Source organism: Sinorhizobium sp. M4_45, from assembly GCF_002885915.1.
Lineage (GTDB): Bacteria > Pseudomonadota > Alphaproteobacteria > Rhizobiales > Rhizobiaceae > Sinorhizobium > Sinorhizobium meliloti_A.
This window is the reverse complement of sequence record NZ_NWVE01000009.1, coordinates 139,222-163,690: the sequence shown is the minus strand read 5'-3', so window position 1 is coordinate 163,690 and position 24,469 is coordinate 139,222. Positions and strand designations below refer to the sequence as shown.

The 24,469-nt window shown below is 62.6% G+C and carries 19 protein-coding genes; 11 read left to right on the top strand and 8 right to left on the bottom strand.

The window, feature by feature from the left end:
* The first annotated feature begins 136 nt into the window (after positions 1–136).
* Positions 137–1,180, top strand: a complete 1,044-nt coding sequence (gene fba / locus CN933_RS23395) for a class II fructose-bisphosphate aldolase (protein WP_018098425.1) — start codon at positions 137–139, stop codon at positions 1,178–1,180.
* A gap of 175 nt (positions 1,181–1,355) precedes the next feature.
* Here the strand turns inward: fba and CN933_RS23390 are convergent, their stop codons facing one another.
* From CN933_RS23390 to CN933_RS23370, 5 genes are all read right to left on the bottom strand, one after another.
* Positions 1,356–3,149, bottom strand: a complete 1,794-nt coding sequence (locus CN933_RS23390; RefSeq protein WP_102762545.1) for an ABC transporter ATP-binding protein — start codon at positions 3,147–3,149, stop codon at positions 1,356–1,358.
* A gap of 9 nt (positions 3,150–3,158) precedes the next feature.
* Positions 3,159–4,196: a glycosyltransferase family 2 protein gene (locus CN933_RS23385; protein WP_102762544.1), complete on the bottom strand. Its 1,038-nt coding sequence runs from the start codon at positions 4,194–4,196 to the stop codon at positions 3,159–3,161.
* A 1-nt stretch (position 4,197) separates the two neighbouring features.
* A complete protein-coding gene (locus CN933_RS23380) occupies positions 4,198–5,301 on the bottom strand; it encodes a glycosyltransferase family 2 protein (RefSeq protein WP_102762543.1) in 1,104 nt (367 codons plus the stop codon).
* Positions 5,302–5,317: 16 nt separating this feature from the next.
* Entirely contained in the window at positions 5,318–6,451 is a 1,134-nt protein-coding gene (locus tag CN933_RS23375; protein WP_102762542.1) for an acyltransferase family protein, read from the bottom strand.
* A 341-nt stretch (positions 6,452–6,792) separates the two neighbouring features.
* Entirely contained in the window at positions 6,793–7,623 is an 831-nt protein-coding gene (locus tag CN933_RS23370; RefSeq protein ID WP_018098420.1) for a MerR family transcriptional regulator, read from the bottom strand.
* A 214-nt stretch (positions 7,624–7,837) separates the two neighbouring features.
* Here CN933_RS23370 and CN933_RS23365 point away from each other — a divergent pair, with 214 nt between their 5' ends.
* Positions 7,838–9,106, top strand: coding sequence for a 4-aminobutyrate--2-oxoglutarate transaminase (locus CN933_RS23365; RefSeq protein WP_018098419.1), 1,269 nt, complete (start codon positions 7,838–7,840; stop codon positions 9,104–9,106).
* Between the two features lie 115 nt (positions 9,107–9,221).
* Entirely contained in the window at positions 9,222–10,697 is a 1,476-nt protein-coding gene (locus CN933_RS23360) for an NAD-dependent succinate-semialdehyde dehydrogenase (RefSeq protein ID WP_018098418.1), read from the top strand.
* 183 nt (positions 10,698–10,880) lie between these two features.
* Here the strand turns inward: CN933_RS23360 and CN933_RS23355 are convergent, their stop codons facing one another.
* Positions 10,881–12,053 (bottom strand): acetate/propionate family kinase, encoded by a 1,173-nt coding sequence (locus tag CN933_RS23355; protein ID WP_102762541.1) that lies wholly within the window; start codon positions 12,051–12,053, stop codon positions 10,881–10,883.
* Positions 12,054–12,158: 105 nt separating this feature from the next.
* On the opposite strand from CN933_RS23355, the gene htpG reads away from it, so the two are divergent.
* Positions 12,159–14,048, top strand: a complete 1,890-nt coding sequence (htpG, locus tag CN933_RS23350) for a molecular chaperone HtpG (RefSeq protein WP_102762540.1) — start codon at positions 12,159–12,161, stop codon at positions 14,046–14,048.
* Positions 14,049–14,109: 61 nt separating this feature from the next.
* Here htpG and CN933_RS23345 read toward each other — a convergent pair whose 3' ends face one another.
* The gene (locus CN933_RS23345; RefSeq protein WP_102762539.1) at positions 14,110–15,294 is read right to left on the bottom strand and encodes a CaiB/BaiF CoA transferase family protein; all 1,185 of its coding nucleotides are present in this window, start codon (positions 15,292–15,294) and stop codon (positions 14,110–14,112) included.
* 11 nt (positions 15,295–15,305) lie between these two features.
* Positions 15,306–16,493, bottom strand: coding sequence for an acyl-CoA dehydrogenase (locus CN933_RS23340; protein WP_018098414.1), 1,188 nt, complete (start codon positions 16,491–16,493; stop codon positions 15,306–15,308).
* Between the two features lie 187 nt (positions 16,494–16,680).
* On the opposite strand from CN933_RS23340, the gene CN933_RS23335 reads away from it, so the two are divergent.
* From CN933_RS23335 to CN933_RS23305, 7 genes are all read left to right on the top strand, one after another.
* Positions 16,681–17,634 carry a LysR family transcriptional regulator gene (locus tag CN933_RS23335; protein ID WP_018098412.1) on the top strand — a complete coding sequence of 318 codons (954 nt, stop codon included), beginning with the start codon at positions 16,681–16,683 and terminating at the stop codon, positions 17,632–17,634.
* Between the two features lie 78 nt (positions 17,635–17,712).
* The gene (locus CN933_RS23330; protein WP_102762538.1) at positions 17,713–18,840 is read left to right on the top strand and encodes an NAD(P)/FAD-dependent oxidoreductase; all 1,128 of its coding nucleotides are present in this window, start codon (positions 17,713–17,715) and stop codon (positions 18,838–18,840) included.
* Positions 18,841–19,297: 457 nt separating this feature from the next.
* Positions 19,298–20,815 (top strand): ABC transporter substrate-binding protein, encoded by a 1,518-nt coding sequence (locus CN933_RS23325; protein WP_379939397.1) that lies wholly within the window; start codon positions 19,298–19,300, stop codon positions 20,813–20,815.
* 87 nt (positions 20,816–20,902) lie between these two features.
* Complete coding sequence (locus tag CN933_RS23320; RefSeq protein ID WP_180980792.1) at positions 20,903–21,844, top strand: ABC transporter permease; 942 nt, start codon at positions 20,903–20,905, stop codon at positions 21,842–21,844.
* A complete protein-coding gene (locus tag CN933_RS23315; protein ID WP_018098408.1) occupies positions 21,844–22,713 on the top strand; it encodes an ABC transporter permease in 870 nt (289 codons plus the stop codon). The genes CN933_RS23320 and CN933_RS23315 overlap by 1 nt, the downstream gene beginning before the upstream one ends.
* A 3-nt stretch (positions 22,714–22,716) precedes the next feature.
* Positions 22,717–23,928: an amidohydrolase/deacetylase family metallohydrolase gene (locus tag CN933_RS23310; protein WP_102762536.1), complete on the top strand. Its 1,212-nt coding sequence runs from the start codon at positions 22,717–22,719 to the stop codon at positions 23,926–23,928.
* A gap of 40 nt (positions 23,929–23,968) precedes the next feature.
* Positions 23,969–24,469 (top strand): RidA family protein, encoded by a 501-nt coding sequence (locus tag CN933_RS23305; RefSeq protein WP_102762535.1) that lies wholly within the window; start codon positions 23,969–23,971, stop codon positions 24,467–24,469.

Sequence of the window (24,469 nt, the reverse complement as noted above, 5' to 3'; positions counted from 1 at the left end):
ATCCACAGCAATTTGGTCTGACGCACGTCCATCAAGCGACCGGCAACACCGCCGGCCCGGTTGCCAAACGCCCCGCATGAATTATTGTGCGCTTGAACTGGCGCCTGGAGTGGCGCGGAGCATCAGGGAGTTAAGAATGGCATTGATCACATTGCGGCAACTGCTCGATCACGCGGCAGAGAACAATTACGCACTGCCGGCCTTCAATGTGAACAATCTCGAATATATCCAGGCCGTCATGAGGGCCGCGGATGCGACCGACTCTCCTGTCATCCTGCAGGCAAGCCGCGGCGCGCGGGCCTATGCCGGCGATGCGTTTCTGCGCCATCTGATCCTCGGCGCTGCCGAAGAATATCCGCATATCCCCGTCTGCCTCCACCTCGACCATGGCGACCAGCCGTCGACCTGTATCTCGGCGATTACCAACGGCTTCACCTCCGTGATGATGGACGGCTCGCTGGAGAAGGACGGCAAGACCGTCGCGAGCTACGAATATAATGTCGCCGTCACCGCGGAAGTCGTGAAGATCGCCCATGCTGCCGGCGTTTCCGTCGAAGGGGAACTCGGCTGCCTCGGTAATCTGGAAACGGGTGCCGGCGACAAGGAGGACGGCCATGGATTTGAAGGCAAGCTCTCACGCGAGGAACTGCTGACCGATCCCGAGCAGGCCCTCGACTTCGTCTCGAAGACCGGCGTCGACGCTCTTGCGGTCGCCATCGGCACCAGCCACGGCGCCTACAAGTTCACCCGTGAACCCGACGGCGAGATCCTCTCGATCGAGACTATCGCCAAGATCAACAAGCGTCTGCCGAACACCCACCTCGTCATGCACGGTTCCTCGAGCGTCCCCGCCGATCTCCAGGAACTCTTCAACGCCTATGGCGGCAAGATGAAGAAGACCTGGGGCGTTCCGGTGTCCGAGATTCAGAAGGCCATTCCGCTCGGCGTGCGCAAGGTCAATATCGACACGGACCTCCGCCTCGCCTTCACCGGCGAGATCCGCAAGCACCATATCGAACATCCGGATAATTTCGATCCGCGCAACTATCTGAAGCCGGCAATTGCCCACATGACCGAGGTCTGCAAGGAGCGCTTCGAGGCCTTCCACGCCGCCGGCCAGGCATCGAAGATCCGGGTGCTGCGGTTGCCGGAGATGGCCAAGCGCTACGCCGCCGCATAATTTTCGGATCAGAGCCCCCCATCCGCCTTCCGGCCCCTTCTCCCCGTCCAAACGGGGAGGTCGCGGCAGCGGGTAGGGGTCACGCCTCAGCGCCCGCAACCAGGGCGCCAATGGACAAGCGGCCGGGGTCTTCGCGCGCCCTGCATCCGGCAGTCTGCGCGCGCGCCGCAAACCTCTACCCTCCGCCCCCCGTGCCGGTCTCATGCTCATAGAGCTGGTCCATGCTGAGCGACGCGACGTCCGCCAGTGCGGCCTGGCCCTTGACTCGCCCGGAGCCGAGGACCACGACGTCGTCGCAGAACGAGATCGTGCTCCGGTGATGGCTGATCACGATCGTCGTGCGCCTGCCGGCCCTCGATCTCAGCGTCTCGACGATCGCCGCCTCCGACAGGCCGTCGACCGCGTTCGTAGCCTCGTCGAGGATCAGGATCGCCGGATCGCGCACCAGCGCTCTGGCAAGCGCGATGCGCTGGCGTTGGCCTGCCGAGAGGCTTGCACCTCTGTAGCCGACGAGCGTCTCATAGCCCTGCGGCAGCTGCTCGATGAAGGCGTGCGCTTCGGCAAGCTTCGCGGCGCGTTCCGCTTCTGCAGGTGTGGCGCTTTGACCGTAGGTGATGTTTTCCAGGATGGTGCCGTCCACCAGTTCGAGGTCCTGGCTGGCGACCGCGATCTGGCGGCGCCACTGAACGGGATCGATCTCGTCGAGCGGCACGCCATCGACGAGGATGCGTCCTTCATCCGGCTCGACGAAACGGCAGAGGAGATTGACGATCGTCGTCTTTCCGGCGCCGGAACGGCCGATGATCGCGGTGGAACGGCCGCTGCGGATTTCGAAGCTTGCGGAATGCAGCACCAGGGGACGCACCTCGGAACCGGGATACCGGAAGGTCACCCGGTCGAATTTCATGCCCTCGTGCAGGCCGTCGACCGGGGCATTGCCCTGAGGAGGCTTCGGCTTGTCGGAGGAGTCGAGAAGCCATCGCACCTCTTCGAGCGATCCGCTCCAGCCCTGAATCTGGCTCCAGGACATCTGCAGGGCGCGCATATGCGGCTGCAGTCGATATAGCAGCACGACGAAGGCGACGATCACCGGAAAGCTGACGCCGACGGACCAGGCGCTTACCACAACGGCCAGAAACAACGCCGAGTGGAGCACCTCGGTCAGCGGCGGCAGCGCCCCCTGTCGTGACTGGAGGGCAAAGCCGGCACGGCGAACGGCGTCGGACGCGGAATCGAATGCATCCTTCTCGCGCCTTTCCTGGCCGAACGCGCGGATCAGCCTTCCGGCATGAACGAGATGCAGCATTCTGGCGGCAAGCTCGCTGTTGAAGGAGGTCACATGGCGGCTTGGGCCCTTGAGCGTCGCGGAGAGCGCTGCATGAGCAAGCTGGACAAGGACGAGGCCGAGCGCCACGAAAAGCGTCATCTGCCAGGACATGAGCAAGAGAAAGGCGAGCAGAATGACGGCCGCCGAGCCGTGCACGATAGACGAAAGGACCGTCTGGATCGCGTCGGACGCGCGCCACGACTCGTTGGAGATGATGTTGAGCAGCCGGCCGGGACTTTGCTGCATGAAGAACGGATATCCAATCCGCAGGAGCTGATCCGAAAGCGCGCTGCGGATGGCGTGGCTGGCCTTGCCGTAGATGAAGGTCGTGAGCAGCGTGTTGGCGAAGGCGAGGGTATTCTTGAGCACGATCAGCGCGAGCACGGCGGCCGCAATGACCAGCAGGCGTTCGCCATCTCCCAAGCCCTCTCCTACCGCCTGAAAGTAAGCGGATATGCCGCTCAAGCCGTTGGCCTGTCCATCTCCTGCGATGATGCCCAGCATCGGAATGATGAGGCCGATGCCGGCGCCTTCGAGCGCGGCGCTGGCGAGGCCGAGAATGACGACGGCCGGCAGCAGGCGCATTTGCCGCCCCAGCGCGCCGCGCAGGACCTCCAGTCCCGGCAATAGGAATCTACGCATTTGCGGTCCTCACCTGAGCTTCGGTGCTGCTTGTTCGGGCTGGCGCCGTTCGGTCGGCTGCGCCGCGTTTGCCATAGCGATCCGCGCGAAGCGCGCGGCGCCGACAATGTTCATCGAAACGATCGGCCAATGCGACAGTTGCAGCTTCGGGTCGAAGCGGGCGCCTCCGAAAACTTCGCCGCATGCGGACCTGACGGTCCAGCCGAAATGCTTGAGGAGCCAGGGCGCGCCGAGCAGGTGCTTCAGACAGAGCCCGCCATTGCCGAGGCTGTAATTACGATGCAGTTCTTCGATCGCCGCACGAAGGCGGCGGCCGTGATGATGATGGACTACCATGTCCGGCACGTATTCGACCGGAATGCCGAGCCGAAATGCCCGGACCAGGTAATCCGTATCTTCCGCGGCCTTCAGCGGCGCGCCTGCGCCGAAGCGCTCGTCGAAAGGACCGATGCGTGCCGCGACGTCGCGATGCATGGTCATGTTGCAGCCGAGCACGAAGCCGCCGGGGTGGACTTCGCGGGTCAGACGTGCCGCGACTTTCGACCGCTTGATGGTGAACGGCAGGTCGGCAGGATCGCCGAGTTCCACGCGTCCTCCGCGGATGACCCGCGCATCGCCACTGGCGTAGTGCCGTTGGAGGTCGGCGAGATAGTTCCTGTCCACCTCGCAGTCGTCGTCGATGAAGACGAGAATCCGGCCCCGCGCGCGCGCCATCCCTGTATTGCGTGCCGCGGCGAGACCCGGGCGAGGCTCGGTGGCGAGCGTGATCGGCATTGTCGAGGCTGCTGCCATGCGTGCGAGTTCTTCCGGGGTGCCGTCCGTGGAGCCGTTGTCGACGACGACGAGTTCGCTCCTGTTCGCCGCATGGGCATGGCATGCGGCCTCGATCGATCGGATCGAGGCGCCAAGCGCCCGGACGCGGTTGCGCGTGCAGACGATGAAGCTGACGAACGGCTCCGACGCTTCGAGCAATGAAGCGGCCACCGAGTGCCGAGCAGCCTGTGCTCTTGGATGTTTCTGCGCTTTTGCAGGCTGTTCGACGGCCATGTCAGGTCCAGCCATGTCCGGAAAGCACGCTCGCGGCGGGCACCGACTGCAGGTGGCGCGCGAGCCGATCCACCCGCTTGCTCGCGGCGAGCGAAATCCGGCTGCACCAGGGTGCGCGAGCGGCCGCAAGCAGCCCGTATCGCTCGCGGCGGCGGATGAGGCCCCATTTCCCGGTCCGCGTCAGGAACTCATGGGTCAGTCGCGGCTGCTCCTCGTCGGCAATGAGCTGGTAGAGGAAGTAGAAGAAGCAAAGGGCGCCGTCCTCATAGGCACGCCGAACCTCGCCCGGCTGGGCCGAAATCTCGCCCTCTAGCGCCAGGACCCAGTAGGCAAGACGTGCCACCGTCTCGCTCGTCACCGCGGCGCCGATTGCTTCGAGGGCTGCGGATTCTCCGAGAAGGGCATCCCGCGCGAGGTTCTCGGCGACGATGGTCAAATGGGTCCGGCGCATCTGCCGCTTGTGCTTGCTGGTCACGCTATCCTCATGGATGCGATAGGCGACCAGTGCCTCGTCGATCATGTGGACTGGGAAACGATCCGCGATCCGCCTGAAGAGATCGAAATCTTCCGCATGCACATAGTTCGGGTCGTAGCGGAGCATCTCTTCCGGGATGACGTTACGATTATAGACAACGGTCGAATGCATGAAGATGGTGAAGAACATCGACAGGATTCGCAGGCTTCCCGGGCGGTATATGGGATTGGGCTTGCCGCGGATGATCCGATTGCCGATCAGCATGTCGATGCCCGTGCCGGAAAGGGCGAGCCGGGGCTCTGCGGAAAACAATGCGACCTGACGCGACAGGCGCGACGGATAGGCGATGTCGTCGGCATCCATTCGCGCGACAAGCTCGCCCTTTACAAGCGCGAGGCCTTCATTCAGTGTCGCTATGAGGCCGCGGTTCTCGCGGGAAATGATGGAAACGCGAGAATCGCTCTTGCGATAGCGTTCGAGAATGTCCCGCGACCGATCCGTCGACCCGTCGTCGATCGCGATTACCTCCAGACGCTCGTAGTCCTGGCGCAACACGCTCTCGATAGCTGCGGCGATGTACGGCTCCGCATTGTAGACAGGCAGGACGATGGAGACGAGGGGCGTCGGCATGGTTCGGCTCGTGAGCTTATCGAAGGTTCTGGGGCTGCAGGGCTTCGTCACGACCGGCGCCAGGGATAGCGACTGCCGCCCCGGCTCCGCCGTCGGAACGAATATAGGGAAAGTGCCGCTTCAGCCCGTTGAGCGGCTTTTCGAAGAACAGCCAGGAAACCGAGGCGAGCATCAGGGTCAGTGAACTTGCAACGACGAACCGCCCTGCCCCCTGATCCGAGACATTGACCGGGATGAAAGGCTGCGCTTGAACGACCAGGGCCAGCACGACCGCGTGGAAAAGATAGACGCCATAGCTGATCCGGCCGAGCGCCGCCAAAGGCGAAAGCGCGACGAGCCGACCGGCAAGCCCGCCGATCCCCTTCGAACAGCCGCCGACCAGCATGGCGAGCGGCAGGAGCGGGAGGACCTCCAGGCCAATCCAGGCGAACCACGCGACGACCGGTGTCATGGCGACCGGCTTCGACCACACGAGGACGAGCGAAGCGAGCGAAAGCGGCATCCAGCTCAGTTTTGCCCATGCCGGCCAACCGACTCGCCAGGATGGGCGGGCGGCGAGCAGCGCGCCCACGGCCAGCGCATCCATCGACGCCGGCGGCAAAAGGTCCCGCGCGAGTGATGGAGTACCGGTGAGCGGCCAGTAAAAGCGGTAGGCGAGCGAGCAAACGATTACGCCGATGCAAACCCCGGCAACCGACCGGCGCGGCACGAGCAGCACGATCAGTGGCCATACGAGGTAGAACTGCTCCTCGATGCTCAGGCTCCACGTATGACAGAGAACCCACGGCGACCATTCGTTCTGCAGCGCGTACCAGAAATTGGACAGATAGAGGGCGTGCCACGCCATGACCTCCTTCGATCGTTCCAGATCAAGAAAAAAAACGGCGGCGAGGACGGCGAAGTAAGGGGGGAAGATGCGAAGTGCGCGGCGCGCGTAGAAGGATTTGAGTGCCGTCGCCGGCTCGAAACGGGCAGCGTCGCGCGCATCGAGCAGCAGGCGGGTTATCAGGAAGCCGCTCAATACGAAAAACAGCCGAACGCCGAGATGGCCCCAATGGGATCCATCGGCTGCGAAGAAATGCGCGTAGAGCACCATTGTGACAGCTACGGCTCTCAGGCCGTCCAGCTGCTGGTCGCGCACCATCTGCATCAACACTCCCTCTCCGTTCGAGCTTTCTTCCGTCGATTCGCGAACAGGTGCATCGTCTGCAATCAGGTTCGTTGATCGCTTGGCGATGGAAGCAAGCGGTCGGGCAGGCTAAAGAACTGTTCGAGGCTGAACGGGGGAATCGGGCCAAACTTTGTTCCGCCCTTCATCAACATAGCCGGCCGATTCCCAAGACGCCGGGAGTGTGTCTTGGGCGCAATATTTAGCGTCGGCGCGATTGAATAGGCGTTGGTTGGCAGCGGCCCGACTCATTACGTCGGAATACATCTGTCAGCACATAAACATCTGAATTATTTTCACGCTGTAAGTGCCGATGTTTTCTATCAAAACGTCGGCGGCGTGTTGATCCACAACAACACGGTTTCGCCGTCGTGCCTGTTCGACCAGGCATGGCGGCGGCGGCTCTCGAAATAAAGGGAGTCGCCCGGGTGGAGATCGTAGAACTGATCCGAATCCAGCACGAACTCCACATGTCCGGAGAGGACGTAGACGAATTCCTCCCCCTCATGCCGGTAGGCGCCCTCGCTCGAGGCGCCTGGTGCCAGAACGAAGCGATGGCAATCCATCTGGTTCTTGCCTTCGGCCAGCAACTGCACCGTCACCCCCGGTGTCGTGCGCGGCCAATTGCGCCATTCGCCGGCCCGCACGAGCGCCCGCGCTCTTGTCTCCCCTTCGCCGGAGAGGCTCGATACGGTGGTTCCGAAATATTCGGCGAGGTTGTGCAGAACGGCGACGGAGACGCCCTGCGACGTCCGCTCCAGGGTCGAGAGCACGGATGCGGCGATGCCTATGTCGCCGGCCACCTGCTCCAGCGTCTTGCCTGCGGCATGTCTCAGACTGCGCAGCTTCCGCCCGACCTGCAGGTCGCCATTGTCGTCGGTGGGCGTGGCGGAGCCATTTTCGTCTTCGGTAAAGGCGCTTTCAGCCTCCAGAGCCTCCCTGATCGCTGCGGGGTTGAGGCCGCGTTCGGAGCGGAACCAGGAAATGCGCTTCAGCCGGGCGAGATCGGCATCGGTATATTGTCTATGCCCCGTCACCGAACGCTCCGGCACGACGAGACCTTGCGTTTCCCAAAGCCTGAGCGTCGAGGCGGACACGCCCGCTAGCCTTGCCGCCTCGGCAACCTTGTAGCGAATGGTGCCAATACCGCCCATCAATTCATATCCTCATCACCGTGCCGGATCCGTGCCGCCGATCGCTGGCGGCTATCTAGCCGCGAGCGCGGCGGCTGCACAAGAAGCGCCCATCAATCCGGGTGTTGTCTCGATCAGCAAATTTGATTTGCAATCCATCCTGAAAAATGTACCTCTTCCTGAGAAAAGTTGCAGAAAAAATGCAATATATTCCCTCTCGACCAGGACGACAACGATGACGAGCCTCACAGATCGCAAGAATGCAGCCATCTCCCGCGGTGTCGGAATGACCACGCAGGTCTATGCCGAGCGCGCGGAAAACGCGGAGATCTTCGACAAGGAAGGCAACCGCTACATCGACTTTGCCGCCGGCATCGCCGTGGTCAATACCGGCCACCGCCACCCGAAGGTGATCGCTGCCGTCAAGGCGCAGCTCGATCGCTTCACCCACACCTGCCACCAGGTGGTGCCCTACGAAAACTACGTGCATCTGGCGGAGCGCCTGAACGCGATCGTGCCGGGCGACTTCGCGAAAAAGACCATCTTCGTCACGACCGGCGCGGAAGCCGTCGAGAACGCCGTCAAGATCGCGCGCGCCGCGACGGGCCGCCAGGCGGTTGTCGCCTTCGGGGGCGGTTTCCACGGCCGCACCTTCATGGGCATGGCGCTGACGGGCAAGGTCGTTCCGTACAAGGTCGGTTTCGGCGCGATGCCGGCAGACGTCTTTCACGCCCCCTTCCCGATCGAGCTTCACGGCGTGACTGTCGAGCAGTCGCTTTCGGCGCTGAAGAAGCTCTTCGCGGCCGATGTCGATCCGGCCCGTGTCGCGGCGATCATCATCGAGCCGGTTCAGGGAGAAGGCGGCTTCTATCCGGTCCCGACCGCCTTCATGAAGGCGCTTCGCGAGATCTGCGACCAGCACGGCATCCTGCTGATCGCCGACGAGGTGCAGACCGGCTTTGCCCGCACCGGCAAGCTCTTCGCCATGGAACATCACGGCGTCGCGCCGGATCTGACGACGATGGCGAAGAGCCTCGCCGGCGGCTTCCCGCTTGCGGCCGTCACCGGCCGAGCCGAGATCATGGACGCGCCCGGGCCGGGCGGCCTCGGCGGCACCTATGGCGGCAATCCGCTCGGCATCGCCGCCGCGCATGCGGTCCTCGACGTGATTGTTGAGGAGAACCTCTGCGAGCGGGCGAACCAGCTCGGCAACCGGTTGAAGCAGCGCCTTGCGGCGATCCGCGAGAAAGCACCGGAAATCGTCGACATCCGCGGACCCGGCTTCATGAACGCCGTCGAATTCAACGACGTGAGGACGAACCTGCCGAGCGCCGAATTCGCAAACAAGGTCCGCCTCCTTGCCCTCGAAAAGGGGCTGATCCTGCTGACCTGCGGCGTCCATGGCAATGTCATCCGCTTCCTGGCGCCGATAACGATCCAGGACGAGGTCTTCGCAGAAGCCCTCGACATTATCGAGGCATCGATCCTCGAAGCACGCGGTTGACGGCTGCCGGACCGGCCGCTATCGCGGTCGCCCATGCCGGGGCGCACGATCCGCGCCCTCACAAGGAATAGAAGCGAAGCCTGCGGTCGCCGCAGGCATCGCGGGAGGACGCCCCATGGCCCTGACACCCGCACTCACCAGACTCATCCGGCGACCGAAGGTCTTAGCCTCCCTCGGCGAAGTCACGCCGTCTTCCGGACAGCCGGCCGGCCCCACCTTCGATGTTTCCAACCCATCGACCGGCGAACTGCTCGCGACGCTTCCGGACATGGGAATCGATGACGCACGCGCGGCTATCGACGCGGCCGCCCTCGCCCAGCCTCTGTGGGCCGGCAAGCCGGCCAAGGATCGCAGCATCATCCTGCGCCGCTGGCACGACCTGCTCGTCGAGCATGCCGACGACCTCGCCTCTATCCTGACTGCCGAAATGGGCAAGCCCGTCGGCGAGGCAAAGGGCGAAGTGCTGCACGCCGCATCCTACGTCGAATGGTACGCGGAGGAAGCCAAGCGCGTCTACGGAGAGACCTTCCCGGCACCCGCCAACGATCGGCGTATGCTCGTGATCAAGCAGCCGGTCGGCGTGGTCGGCACGATCACGCCCTGGAATTTCCCGGCTTCGATGGTCGCGCGCAAGATTTCCCCGGCGCTTGCCGCCGGCTGCACCATCGTCCTGAAGCCCGCCGAACAGACGCCGCTGGTAGCCGGCGCGATGTTCGCGCTTGCCGAGAAGGCGGGCTTTCCCGAAGGCGTACTCAATCTTCTCTACGCCTCCGAAGGCGCCCCGATCGGGCGCGAACTCTGCAGCAATCCCAAGGTTCGCAAGATCAGCTTCACCGGATCGACAGAGGTCGGAAGGCTCCTGATGCGGCAATGCTCCGACCAGATCAAGAAGGTAAGCCTCGAGCTCGGCGGCAACGCCCCGTTCATCGTCTTCGACGACGCCGATATCGACGAGGCGGTGGACGGCGCGCTCCAGGCGAAATTCCGCAATGCCGGCCAGACCTGCGTTTCGGCGAACCGCATCTATGTGCAATCCGCGGTGCATGACGCGTTTGCCGACAAGTTCGTCACGCGCGTGCGCGAACTCACGGTCGGTGACGGTTTTGCTCCCGACGTCGCCATCGGTCCGATGATCGACGTCCACGCGATCGACAAGATCGAAGCGCATGTGGCCGACGCGGTGGCCAAGGGAGCGCAAGTGCGCTCGGGCGGCAGCCGGATCGGAACGACCGGCACCTTCTTCGAACCGACGGTGCTTACCGGCATCTCGCACGACATGCGCATCGCGCAGGAAGAGACATTCGGGCCGATCGCCCCGATCATCCGCTTCGAGACTGCCGAGCAGGTGGTGGCCGAGGCGAACGATACGATCTACGGTCTCGCTGCCTATTTCTACGCCGAGAACCTCAAGCGGGTCTGGCATGTCGCCGAGGCTCTGGAATACGGCATGGTCGGCATCAATACGGGCCGCATGTCTTCTGAGGCCGCTCCCTTCGGCGGCATCAAGCAATCCGGCATCGGCCGGGAAGGCTCCCGCCACGGCCTCGAGGACTATCTCGAGATGAAATATCTCTGCATGGGCAACATCTGACCGGGCGCCTGCCGACCGCCGGGACGCCCCCCGAGACGCCCCCTCTGGCCTGCCGGCCATCTCCCCCACAAGGGGGGAGACGATTTGCGGCACGGTTCACGCTTCAGCCGAAGCATGCCACATGTAGAGGCGTTCCGTATTGGGAGGGGAACTGTCGGAACAACAACATTTCGGGCCGGCTCTTCAAGGAGCACGGATGATCGCAAGCGTATGGCGGGCGATCATCAGTTCCTCGTCGGTAGGCATGACGTGGAGCGCGACGCGGCTTCCTGCCTTCGAGATGACCGAGGCATCTGCATCGTTTGCGGCCGGATCGAGCCGCGCGCCGAGCCAGGCCAGGCCTTCGGAAATACGGGCCCGGATCGGCGCGGCGTTTTCGCCGATGCCGCCCGTAAAGACAAAAGCATCGAGGCCCCCCAAGGCTGCGGCCAGCATGCCGGCGTTGAGCGCGCAGCGGTGCACGAAATGGTCTATCGCGAAGGAAGCACGCGGGTCCTCGCTCTCCAGAAGCTCGCGCATGTCGTTCGATATGGCGGAGAGACCTTTCAGGCCGGACTGGTGGTAGAGGAGGTCCGACACAGCTTGTGCACTCATGTCCCGGAGCAGGTGGAGAACGACGCCGGGATCCAATTGGCCCGGCCGCGTGCCCATCGGCAGCCCGTCAAGTGCGGTAAAGCCCATCGTCGTTTCGACGCTGCGTCCGTCGTTCAGCGCGCACATCGACGCGCCGCTGCCGAGATGGGCGACGATCACCCGGCCGCGGGCGACCTCCGGCGCCACCTCGCGCAGTCGACCGGCGATATATTCATAGGAAATCCCATGAAAGCCATAGCGCCGCACACCCTGCTCATAGAAGGCGCGCGGCAGGGCATAGCAATCGGTATGCTCGGCGCGCCCTCGATGGAAGGCCGTGTCGAAACAGGCGACCTGCGGCACATCGGGTTTGATTTCCATAGCGAGCCGGATCGGCGCGAGATTGTTGGGCTGGTGCAGCGGTGCGAGGTCCTGATAGCTTGACAGACGGTCGAGCACCGTCGTGTCGATCAGCACCGGCCGGACGTAATCCGGACCGCCATGCACCACCCTATGGCCGATCGCCCAGAGGTCGAAACCGCGAAGCGTCGCCAGCCAGTCGCGTGCGACCGACAGGGCCGCGGGAAGGTCGCGAACATCGGTCCTGTCCAAGCTCCGATCGATGAGCTCGGTGCCGTCGGCTGCCGTCGCCTTCAGGCGCGGCCGGGTTCCGATGCCGTCCAGTTTCGCACGAACCTGCCGCTCGAGCCCCGCCGTGGCGATCCCGAATATCTGGAACTTCAGGCTGGACGAGCCGGCATTGATGACGAGCAGCGCTTCCATCTGACAGGAGCTTCGCACCGAAGCGGGGCTGCCGCAAGACGACCCTTGAAATTCAGGCCGCGGCTTGCCAATTGGGAGCAAACGTCAACGAGGTCCGAAAACGCAATGAGTGAAGTCGAAACGTCCGTAGAGAAACATGTCTTCGAAGCCGACGTGGCGAAGCTGCTGCACCTGATGGTGCACTCCGTCTATTCCGATAAGAACGTCTTTCTCCGCGAGCTGATTTCGAACGCGGCCGACGCCTGCGAAAAGCTGCGCTACGAAGCGATCGTCGCCCCGGAGCTCCTCGGCAGCGATCCCGCCTCGCGCATCACTCTGACGCTCGACGAGGAGAATGCCCGTCTGGTCATCGAGGACAACGGCATCGGCATGGGCCGCGACGAGCTTGTCGAATCGCTGGGCACGATTGCGCGCTCCGGCACGCGTGCCTTCATGGAGCGGATTGAAGCCGCGCAGAACAAGGACGGCGCCCAGCTCATCGGCCAGTTCGGTGTCGGCTTCTATTCGGCCTTCATGGTCGCCGACAACGTCGATGTCGTTTCCCGCCGCGCCGGCACCGACAAGGCCTGGCACTGGGCATCCGACGGCAAGGGCAGCTACACGGTTTCGGCGGTCAATCTCGCGGACGCGCCGTCGCGTGGTACGCGCATTACGCTGCATCTGATGGACGACGCCAAGACCTACACCTCGCGCTGGACGGTCGAGCGCATCATCAAGGAGCAGTCCGGTCACGTGCCCGTTCCGATCTCGATCGTCGAGAAGCCCGGTGCAGAACCGGCACAGGTAGCAGACGGCACGGCGCTCTGGACGAAGCAGAAAAGCGAGATCAGCAAGGACGATTATACCGATTTCTACCGCGGCGTTGCCGGGCAGTACGACGATCCGGCGCTGACGGTTCATTTCCGCGCCGAGGGGCGCCACGAATATACCGCGCTTGCCTTCGTGCCCGGCTCGAAGCCGTTCGATCTTTTCGACCCCGATCGCAAGGGCCGGATGAAGCTCTACGTCAAGCGCGTCTTCATCACCGATGAGGCGGAACTGCTGCCGCGCTACCTGCGCTTCGTGCGCGGCCTCGTCGACACGGCGGACCTGCCGCTCAACGTCTCGCGGGAAATGATTCAGGAAAGTCCTCTTCTCGCAAATATCCGCAAGGGGCTGACGAACCGCGTCCTGACCGGCATCGAAAAGCTTGCGGAAAGCGATCCCGAGGCCTTCGCCAAGATCTGGGAAAACTTCGGCAGCGTGATCAAGGAGGGCATTTACGAAGATTTCGAGCGGCGGGGCCAACTCCTGGCGCTGTCGCGCTTCCGCACGACCGCGGATGACGACAAGCCGCGCGGTTTGAGCGATTACGTCAAGGAGATGAAGGACGGCCAGTCGGCCATCTACTACCTGACCGGCGACAACCTCGCCCAGCTGAAGGCGTCGCCCCAGCTCGAAGGTTTCCGCGCCCGCGGCATCGAGGTGCTGCTCCTGACGTGCCCGGTCGACAGCTTCTGGGTGACGACCGCTCCCGATTTCGAAGGAAAGCCGTTCAAGTCGATCACCCAGGGTGCGGCCGATCTCGCCGCCATCGCCAAAAAGGACGATGCGGCCGCCGCTTCGACGGAAGCGGGCGCCGCCGTCACCGAGTTCGTGGCATTCGCGAGGGAGACGCTCGGCGACGTGGTTTCGGACGTCCGCACCTCCGACCGCCTCACGGAAAGCGCCGTCTGCCTTGTTGCGCCCGAACAGGGGCCTGACCTTCAGCTCCAAAAAATGCTCCAAGGCGCCGGACGCATGGAGGGCGCTCCCAAGCCAGTCCTCGAGATCAATCCCGACCATAACCTGATCACCGCGCTTGCCGCCTGCTCCACGGAGGACAAGGGCTTCCGGGAGGACGCGGTCAGACTTCTCCTCGACCAGGCCCGCGTCCTCGACGGCGACAAGCCCGAAAACCCCCGCGCCTTTGCAGAGCGGCTTTCCCGCGTGTTCGATCGGGCCTTGAAGGTTTAGGCTCAAGAGAAAGGCTCCTTCGTCCCGCAGGCGGGGCGAAGGAGATTGATGCCGGCCTGACTTACCGGTCTTTCGACAAGACCATTCCGATCTCCGCCAGCACCTCATCCGTATGTTCCCCGAGCCGGGGCACGCCGCGCTCGAGCGAAAGCGTTGCACCGGAGAAGCGGATCGGCGTGCGGACGCCCGGCGACGTTCCTGCCGCCGCGCCGGTGTGGGGTGTCTCCACCCGCATCTGCCGGTGGACGACCTGCGGGTCGGCGAAAACGTCGGCGACGGAGTTGATCGGGCCACCGGGTACGCCTGCGGCTTCGAGCCGGGCGAGCAACGTATCCCGCTCGAACTTCGCCGTTTCCGCCGCGAGCTCCGGTGTCAGGCTCTCGCGGTGCTGCACGCGGTCTGCATTCGTATGATAGCGGGCATCCGAGGCGAGATCCGGCCGGCCTAGGAGTTCGCAGAATTTCACGAATTGGCGGTCGTTGCCGACTGCGACGATCAGATGCCCGTCGGCGGTCGGAAACACCTGATAGGGTGCGATATTCGGATGGGCATTGCCGAGCCGCCGCGGTGCCTTGCCGGAAACGAGAAAGTTCAGCGCCTGATTGGCGAGCACGCCCGTCATGCAGTCGAGCAGCGCCATGTCGATCTGCTGGCCCTCGCCCGTGCGTTCCCGCTGTGCCAGGGCCGCCTGCACCGCGATAACACCATAGAGCCCGGTGAAAATATCTGCGAAGGCAACGCCGATCTTTTGCGGTTCACGGTCCGGCTCGCCCGTCAGGTCCATGATGCCGCTCATGCCCTGGACGATGTAGTCGTAGCCGGCGCGGTGAGCATAGGGCCCGTCCTGCCCGAAGCCGGTGACCGAGCAATAGATGAGCCGCGGATTGACTTTCCTGAGGCTTTCATAATCGAGACCGTATTTGGCGAGGCCGCCGACCTTGAAGTTCTCGAGCAAGACGTCGGATTGCGCGGCAAGCCGGCGCACCGCCTCCTGCCCCTCTGCGGTCGTAAAGTCGAGAACGACAGACCTCTTGCCGCGGTTGCACGCGTGAAAATAGGCAGCATCCAACCTTTCCTCGTCTTCGCCTTTCACGAAGGGAGGTCCCCAGGTCCGGGTGTCGTCTCCGGCCGGGCTCTCGACCTTGATGACGTCGGCGCCGAGATCGGCAAGGGTCTGCCCGATCCAGGGGCCCGCCAGTATGCGGGCAAGTTCGAGCACGCGGATGCCCTTGAGCGGCGCTTCCATGGCGGCGCCGCTCAGAAGAAGGCCTGCAGCCCGGTCTGGGCGCGGCCGAGGATCAGGGCATGCACGTCGTGCGTGCCCTCATAGGTGTTGACGGTCTCGAGGTTCATCATGTGGCGCATGACCTGATATTCCTCGGAAATGCCGTTGCCGCCATGCATGTCGCGGGCCATGCGCGCAATATCGAGTGCCTTGCCGCAATTGTTGCGCTTGACGATCGAGATCATCTCCGGGGCCATGCGGCCCTCGTCCATCAGCCGTCCGACCCTGAGCGAGCCCTGCAGCCCGAGCGCGATCTCGGTCTGCATGTCGGCGAGCTTCTTCTGGAAAAGCTGGGTCTGGGCGAGCGGTCGGTTGAACTGCTTGCGGTCGAGACCGTACTGACGGGCCGCATGCCAGCAGAATTCGGCCGCGCCGAGCGCGCCCCAGGAAATTCCGTAGCGAGCACGGTTGAGGCAGCCGAATGGTCCCTTCAGCCCCTCGACATTCGGCAGCAGCGCGTCGTCTGCGACCTCGACATTGTCGAGAACGATTTCGCCGGTGATCGATGCGCGCAGCGAGAGCTTGCCTGCGATCTTCGGTGCGGAAAGGCCTTTCGCGCCTTTTTCCAGCACGAAGCCCCGGATGGCATTGTCATGCGCTTCCGACTTCGCCCAGACGACGAAGACATCGGCGAGCGGCGCATTGGAGATCCACATCTTGGAGCCGACGAGACGGTAGCCGCCTTCGGTCTTGATCGCCCGGGTCTTCATGCCCGCCGGATCGGAGCCGGCGTCCGGCTCAGTCAGCCCGAAGCAGCCGATCCACTCGCCGCTGATAAGCTTCGGAAGGAACTTCCGCTTCTGCTCTTCCGAGCCGTAGGCGAAAATCGGATAGATGACGAGCGACGATTGCACGCTCATCATCGAGCGATAGCCGGAATCGACGCGCTCCACCTCGCGTGCGACGAGACCGTAAGCGACGTAGGACGCGCCGACACCGCCATAGGTGTCGGGAACGGTCACGCCGAGCAGGCCGAGGTCGCCCATCTCGCGGAAAATCGCCGGGTCCGTCGTCTCCTCGCGGTAAGCTTCGATCACGCGCGGCTGCAGCTTTTCCTGGGCATAGGCGCGCGCCGTGTCGCGGATCATCCGCTCGTCTTCGCTCAGTTGATCCTCGAGGAGGAACGGATCGTCCCACTGGAATTGGCTTTTGCCGGCCATCTCTATCTCCCGTCGCATTGTCGCGCCTGTGTTATGACAAGCCGGGTCAAGGCTTTCAAACGAAATTGAGACACTGGCTCATGCGCCTGCTGCATGATTCATCTGATCGGCGCCGTGGCGATTGGCCTTGTGCAAGCGACCATTCTTCTGAATATGCATAAAGTACATTATCGCTCCGCCGGCCACCATGACCAACAACCGCCTCGAACGTTTCGCCCACAATCTCGATTGGAACCTGTTGCGCACCTTCGTCGTGGTCGTCGAGGAAGGCAGCATCACGGCGGCCGCAAACCGGCTGCTCCTGCAGCAGCCCGCCGTCAGCATGGCCCTCAAACGGCTCGAGCAGACCATCGGGCAGAAACTGATCGACCGCCGCCCGGGGCGTTTCGATCTGACGGAAGCAGGTGAGAAACTGCACCTCCAGTGCCGCGATATCTTCGCCGCCGTCATTCGCCTGCCGCATGTTCTGGAAACGGCGGGCGAGGAGATCACCGGTCATCTCAACATCCATGCGGTGAGCCACGCCCACAATCCCGCCTGGGACCGAAAACTCGGCAGCTTCTTTCGCATGCATCCGAAGGTGACGATATCGATGACGGTGGCGACGACCGTCGACGTGTTGAGCGCCGTCGAGCGCAACATTGCAACGATGGGCCTCTGCGACGGCATCATACCGGAGGGCTTGAACAAGAGCTTCCACATACGCGAGCGCTACGCGCTCTACTGCGGCCGCGGCCACCGGCTTTTCGGCGTCGAGGGCGTTGATTTCCACGATCTGCGCGGCGATCCTTACATCGCCTTCATAGCCGATGTACTCGGCGGTCAGCACATGAATTCCGTGACCGCAGTCCGCGCCGTAGGCTCCTTCGGCCAGCAGGTTCGGGGCGTCTCCTGCAATGTCGAGGAGGTCATGCGGCTGATCGCCGCCGATGTCGGCATCGGCATGCTGCCCGATCATATCGCCCGCGAGGCCGTCGCGGCGGGAGATTTGTGGCAGTTGCCCCCCTATCGCGACCTGCCGACGACCGACGTGTTCCGCATTTCCAATCCGAACTCCATCCTCAATCCGGCCGAAGCCGCCTTTCTCGCCCACGTCGCCGACACCGAAGCGCTGGATCATTGCGACCATCAGCAGGATTGATAGCGACATTTACCACTATAAATTTGAGCGGCACCCGCACCGCCCCTATTCTCCGCCGTCAAGTTGCGGGAGCGGTATATGGCAAACTACGACGTCGTGATTATCGGGGGCGGGATCGCCGGCTTGTCGCTCGCCTATTTCCTGAGCCCGCATCGTTCCGTCGCCGTCCTGGAACGGGAGGAGGCGCTCGGCTATCACAGCACCGGCCGCTCGGCCGCCGAGTTCGTGCTCAGATACAACGCGCCGGAGATCTGCAAACTCGCGACGATATCGAAAGCCTTTTTCGATCGGCCGCCGGAAGGCTTCAGCGACGTGCCGCTGTTAAGGCAACGCGGCGGCGTGATGATCGCTGGTGCCGGGAAACTCGATCGATTTGAAAAGCTGCTCGGCGAAGAACGCGAATTCACGCCTGAAATCGAACGGCTCACGAAGGACGAGGCGCTTGCCCGCGTTCCGATCCTCAATCCCGACTATGTCGCAGCCGCCTTCCACGACCCGAATTTCTGGGACATCGAGATCGAGAACCTGCTCCAGGGCTACGTCAAGGGCGCCCGCCGCAACGGCTGCGACATCCTCGAGCGCCATGAAATCCTCGCCGCTCGGCATCATGGATCGGGCTGGCTGCTGGGCACGGCGGCCGGTGAGATCGGAGCCAGGATCGTCGTCAACGCGGCCGGGGCCTGGGTGGACCCGGTTGCAGCGGTCTTCGGCGTAATGCCGAGCGGCATCGTCCCGCATCGGCGCACCGCCATCACCGTTGACCTTCCGGCAGGCGTCGATGCAGCAAAGCATCCTGAAATCAACGAGATAGATGAAGATTTTTACATGAAGCCCGAGGGTGGGAGGCTGCTCGCCTCGCCCGCCGACGCGACGCCGTGCGAAGCATCGGACGTACAGCCGGAGGAGATCGACGTCGCCTGGGCCGCACACTACGTCGAAGAGGCGACAACGGTCCCGGTAAGAAGAATCGTCAAGAGCTGGGCGGGTCTGCGCAGCTTTTCCCCTGACCGACTGCCGGTCATCGGTTTTGCGCCAGGCTGTCCGGATTTCTTCTGGCTGGCCGGCCAGGGAGGCTATGGAATTCTCACCTCGCCTGCGCTGGGCGCTCTGGCGGCTGCCCTTCTGAGCGACACCGCACCGCCCGCAGCCTTCCGGGCCGAAGGACTCGATCCCCGACAGTTCGACCCGCGTCGCCTGCCGAGCTGAAGCAATTTTGCGAGCCGGACCGCAATCGCGACAAATTCCAAAACCACAAGCCACAACTCCATTTATCGTCGTCGAGCAGCCGCCACGCGACTGAGGAGCCGTTCCTGACATCGATCAGGCTGCCCACGTTTCGCATCGTTTGCGAAGTGCCGATCCTTTCGGTGTTCAAGCTCTCAACGAAATCACCCCGGAAAGGCGCACAGCGAGGAAGGTTCGCCGCGCCTACTGTGCAACGCCCACAAAAGATCCGCGTCTGCGCGCACAATGTTGAACTCCGTTAAATCCGAGCTCTTAGGCGGCGCCATGGACGAAGAACCGGGGGCGATCAGCCGCTGATCGGACAATGGAAACGTGTGGCAGTTCAATTTTCGATTGACAGCCACCGCTTATCCAATATTCTTTTATAAGAACACATATAACATAATAGTAGAACAAGGGGAACTTCAACGTGAAAAAGGTGACTGCACTTCTGCTGGGAACTGCACTGACAATCCTTCCTTCCGGCCTTTTCGCTCAGGAAAAGGGCGGCATCGTCAATGTCGCCACGATCGGTGAGCCGCCGACGCTTGATCCGATGTCATCGACGGCCGATCTCGTCGGTATCGTTACGCAGCATATTTTCGAGACCCTCTACACATTCGACAAGAACTGGAACGTCACGCCGCTTCTGGCCGATAGCCTGCCGGACATCAGCGCCGACGGTAAAACCTACACAATCAAGCTGCGTACCGGCATCAAATTCCACGATGATACGGACATGACATCCGAGGATGTTGTCGCCTCTCTTGCCCGCTGGGAAAAGATTGCTTCGCGCGGCAAGCAGGCAGCAGGCTTCATTGCTTCCATCGAAGCTGCCGATCCGGCAACGGTGAAGATCACCCTGACGCAGCCCTACGCGCCGCTGGCGTCCCTGCTCGCCTTCAACAACTCGGCAGCCATCATCATCCCGTCGGAAAAGCAGGATGACGTGATGAAGGACTTCATCGGTACAGGTCCCTACATGCTCAAGGAGCGCAAGGCCGACCAATATATCCAGCTGACCCGTTTCGAGGGCTACAAATCCCGGGCCGGCGAGAGCGATGGCTACGGCGGCGCTCGACACCAGTATCTCGACGAAATCCGCTTTGTCCCCGTTCCTGATCCCAACACGCGTGTCGAAGCGGCAGTATCCGGCCAGTATGACTATGTGGATTCCATCCCGGTCGAATCTTTCGACAAGGTCAAGGCTTCGGCCTCGACGCAGCCGATCATGCTCAAGCCATTCGGCTATCCGGTCTTTGTCTTCAATACGGCCGAGGGGCTGAACAAGGACGTCGCCGTGCGCAAGGCCATCCGCCAGGCGCTCAGCATGGAAGACATGATGGCTGCGGCCTTCGGCAGCCCGGACTTCTTTTCCCTCGATGGCGCGATCTACCCGGAGGCCTATTCCTGGCATACCGAAGCCGGCACTGACGGAGCCTACAATGTGGCGGACCCGGAAGGCGCGGCGGCAGCGCTGAAGTCCGCCGGTTACAATGGCGAGCCACTGCGGATTCTCACCAGCCGCCAATATGAATTTCATTACAAGATGGCCCAGGTCGCGGCGGAATATCTCAAGCTTGCCGGCTTTACCGTCGATATGCAGGTGGTCGACTGGGCAACGCTGACGCAGCGCCGGGCCGATCCCAAGCTTTGGGACGTCTATATCACCCACAGCCCGTTCCTGCCGGAGCCGGCTCTGATCGGCTCGCTTTCGACCAGTTCGCCGGGCTGGTGGAACACCCCCGCCCGCAAGGCAGCCGTGGATGCATTCACTTCTGAGGTCGATCCAAACAGGCGTGTTGCGCTCTTCGCCGATGTCCAAAAGGCGATCTATGACGACGCGGCCTTCATGAAGATCGGTAATTTCAACGCGGTGGCTGCCAAGTCGACAAAACTGGAAGGCGTCGATCCGGCCCCTTGGCCATTTTTCTGGAACGCGTCGATTACGAAATGATCATTCCTCAGTCGGAGACATCGGCTCGCTCGAGCCGGTGTCCTTTGCAGACCTGCGCGCTCTCCGGAGCATGAGGATCAGGCTTTCATGATACGGTATATTCTCCAGCGCCTCTTCGGCATGATCGTCGTGATGTTCCTTGTCGTCACGATCGTCTTCGTGATCGTACGGGTGACGCCCGGCGATCCGGCAGCGGTCATGCTCGGGCCGGACGCCAGCGCCCAGGATATTGCGGAGCTGCGCATGCGGCTGGGCCTCGACCGTTCGCTGGGCGTTCAATACATCTATTATATGGGGCAGCTGCTGAAGGGCGATCTCGGCCAATCGATCTTCCTCAACATGCCGGTCGCATCGGCCCTGCTCGAGCGGGCCGAGCCGACCTTTTTCCTTACGTTGTTCTCGCTCCTCATCGCCAGCGCCATCGCCTTGCCGATCGGGATCTATGCGGCCTATCGGCGTGGTTCGCTCTTCGACCAGGCAGCAACAGCGCTGGCGATGCTGGCTGCCAGCATTCCGAGCTTCTGGCTTGGCCTGATCATGATGCAGGTCTTTGCCGTCCGTCTCGATCTGTTCCCCGTGTCGGGCTACGGCGGACCGGGATCGACGTTTGCTGAGCGGATGTATCATCTGACGCTGCCGGCGTTTGCGCTCGGCATCGTCTCCTCGGCGCTGGTCCTGCGCTTCACCCGCGCCTCGATGCTCGATGTGCTCGGAGATGACTATATCCGGACTGCCCGCGCCAAGGGTCTGATCGAGCGGCGTGTCATCCTCAAGCATGCGTTGAAGAATGCGCTGGTTCCGATCCTCACGGTGATCGGCCTGACTGCGGCGGTTCTCGTCTCAGGCGCCGTCGTGACCGAGACCGTGTTCGGCCTGCCCGGCGTCGGCAACCTGGTGGTATCCGCCGTGCTCAGGCGCGATTATCCGGTCATCCAGGGGGCGTTGCTGGTCATTGCCGCACTCTATGTCCTGATCAATTTTGCCATCGACATGCTCTACCTGCTGGTCGATCCGAGGGTGCGTTACTGATGACAGCAATCGTCTCGAAACCGGCGCTCAGTGAGCGCAACAAATTCATCCGGCGCCTGCTGAAGCGCAAGACCGTGGCCTTCGGACTGATCGTTCTGACGATCTTCGTGCTGCTTGCCATCTTTGCCCCGCTGATCGCGCCTTATGCGCCGTCAAAACTGTCCATCGTCAACCGGTTGAAACCGCCGGGCGGCACGTTCATCTTCGGTACCGATGAGTTCGGCCGCGACGTGTTTTCGCGGACCATCTATTCGGCGCGGCTGTCATTATTGGTCGGCGCCGCCGTCGTGACATTGTCCGCGATCATCGGTGTGACGCTCGGGCTGATCGCCGGATTCTTCAAGCAATTCGATGCGCCGATCGCCCGGCTGATCGACGCGATGATGGCCTTTCCAGACATTCTTCTTGCCATCGCGCTTGTGGCCGCGCTGGGGCCATCGCTGACCACCGTCATCATCGCGCTCAGCATCGTCTACGCACCGCGCCTGGCGCGTATCGTTCGTGCGTCGACCCTGGTGATCCGCGAGCTCCCCTATATCGAGGCCGCCCGGGCGCTTGGCATTTCGACGCGCCACATCATTACGCGGCATGTGCTGCGCAACCTGCTGTCGCCGATCCTGGTGCAGGGGACATTTCTCTTTGCCAGCGCCATGCTGGCCGAAGCGGGACTTTCGTTTCTCGGGCTTGGCGTCAGCCCGGAAATCCCGACCTGGGGCACGATGATCTCCGCCGGCCGGCAATATATCGGCCAAGCCGACTGGATGACGCTGTTTCCTGGCTTCGCCATCATTCTCTCCGTGCTGTCGCTGCAGATGGTTGGCGACGGATTGCGCGATCTTCTCGATCCAAGGCTTCGAAAGGACTTATGAAACATGTCTTATCGATATGAGGCGAAGGGGCCTGTGCTCCTCGCCAATGTCAAACCCATTGCCTTCGGCGCCAGCACACCAAACGGCCCGATCGATATCCTGATCAATGCTGACGGCCGCATTGCCGAAGTCGGCCCGTCGCTTGCCGTATCCACCGAGGTGCAGCGCATCGATGGCAACGGCGCGTGGATCTCGCCCGGCTGGATCGATCTGCACGTGCACATCTGGCACGGCGGCACGGATATTTCCCTGCGCCCGTCCGAATGCGGCGCGGAGCGTGGCGTCACGACCCTGGTGGATGCCGGCTCCGCGGGCGAAGCCAATTTCCATGGTTTTCGCGAATATATCATCGAGCCGTCGCGCGAGCGTATCAAGGCTTTCATCAATCTCGGCTCCATCGGTCTTGTCGCCTGCAACCGCGTGCCGGAACTCAGAAGCATTCAGGACATCAATCTTGACCGCATTCTTGAGGTCTACGCCGAAAACAGCGAGCATATCGTCGGCATCAAGGTCCGAGCGAGCCACGTCATCACCGGATCCTGGGGCGTGACGCCGGTCAAGCTCGGAAAGAAAATCGCCAAGATCCTCAAGATACCGATGATGGTGCATGTCGGTGAACCTCCGGCGCTCTATGACGAAGTGCTGGAAATCCTCGGCCCCGGCGACATCGTCACCCATTGTTTCAACGGCAAGGCTGGCTCGAGCATCATGGAAGACGAGGATCTGTTCGATCTCGCCGAGCGATGTGCCGGCGACGGTATCCGGCTGGATATCGGCCATGGCGGGGCGTCCTTCTCGTTCAAGGTTGCCGAGGCGGCAATCAAGCGGGGCCTTCTGCCATTCTCTATCTCGACCGATCTGCACGACCACTCGATGAACTTCCCGGTCTGGGATCTGGCGACGACCATGTCAAAACTGCTGGTGGTCGGCATGCCGTTCGACAAGGTGGTGGAGGCAGTTACGCAGGCGCCGGCGTCCGTTATCAAGCTGCCGATGGAAAACCGCCTCGCCGTTGGCGAGCGGGCCGACTTCACCGTTTTCGATCTGGTCGATGCCGATATCGAGGCGACCGATTCGAATGGTGACGTCTCGGTGCTCACCCGCATTTTCGAACCGCGCTATGCCATCATCGGCGCGGAAGCTGTGTCAGCCAGCCGCTATATCCCGCGCGCGCGAAAACTCGTGCGTCACAGCCACGGCTATTCATACCGTTAAGCCGGGGCCACTCTCATTTTTACAGGACACAGGAGTTCGCGTGAACAGTTCCACGGCAACCGCCGCCGACAGGACGGGTTCGCCTGCCGAGCGGCTGACGTCGCTCGGCATCGTGTTGCCGCCCCCCCCGCCGCCGATAGCCAATTTCGTGACGCATGTGCGCGAAGGCGATCTGATCTACCTTTCCGGCCAGGGCCCGCGTGAGGCCGATGGCTTCATGCATACCGGCAAGGTGGGACCGGGCGGCGTCGATGTCGCCGATGCCTATAGCCACGCGCGACTCACAGGCATCAACCTGCTGGCCGTCCTGCAGGAGGCACTGGGAGACCTTTCCCGGGTACGGCGCGTCGTCAAGCTGCTCGGCATGGTCAATGCGACACCAGACTTCGAGGATCATCCCGGCGTCATCAATGGGTGCTCGGATCTTTTCGTCGAGGTCTTCGGCGATGCCGGGCAGCACGCCCGGTCCGCGGTCGGCTTCGGGTCGTTGCCCGGCAATATCACCGTCGAGATCGAAGCGATCGTCGCCCTGCACGGTTAA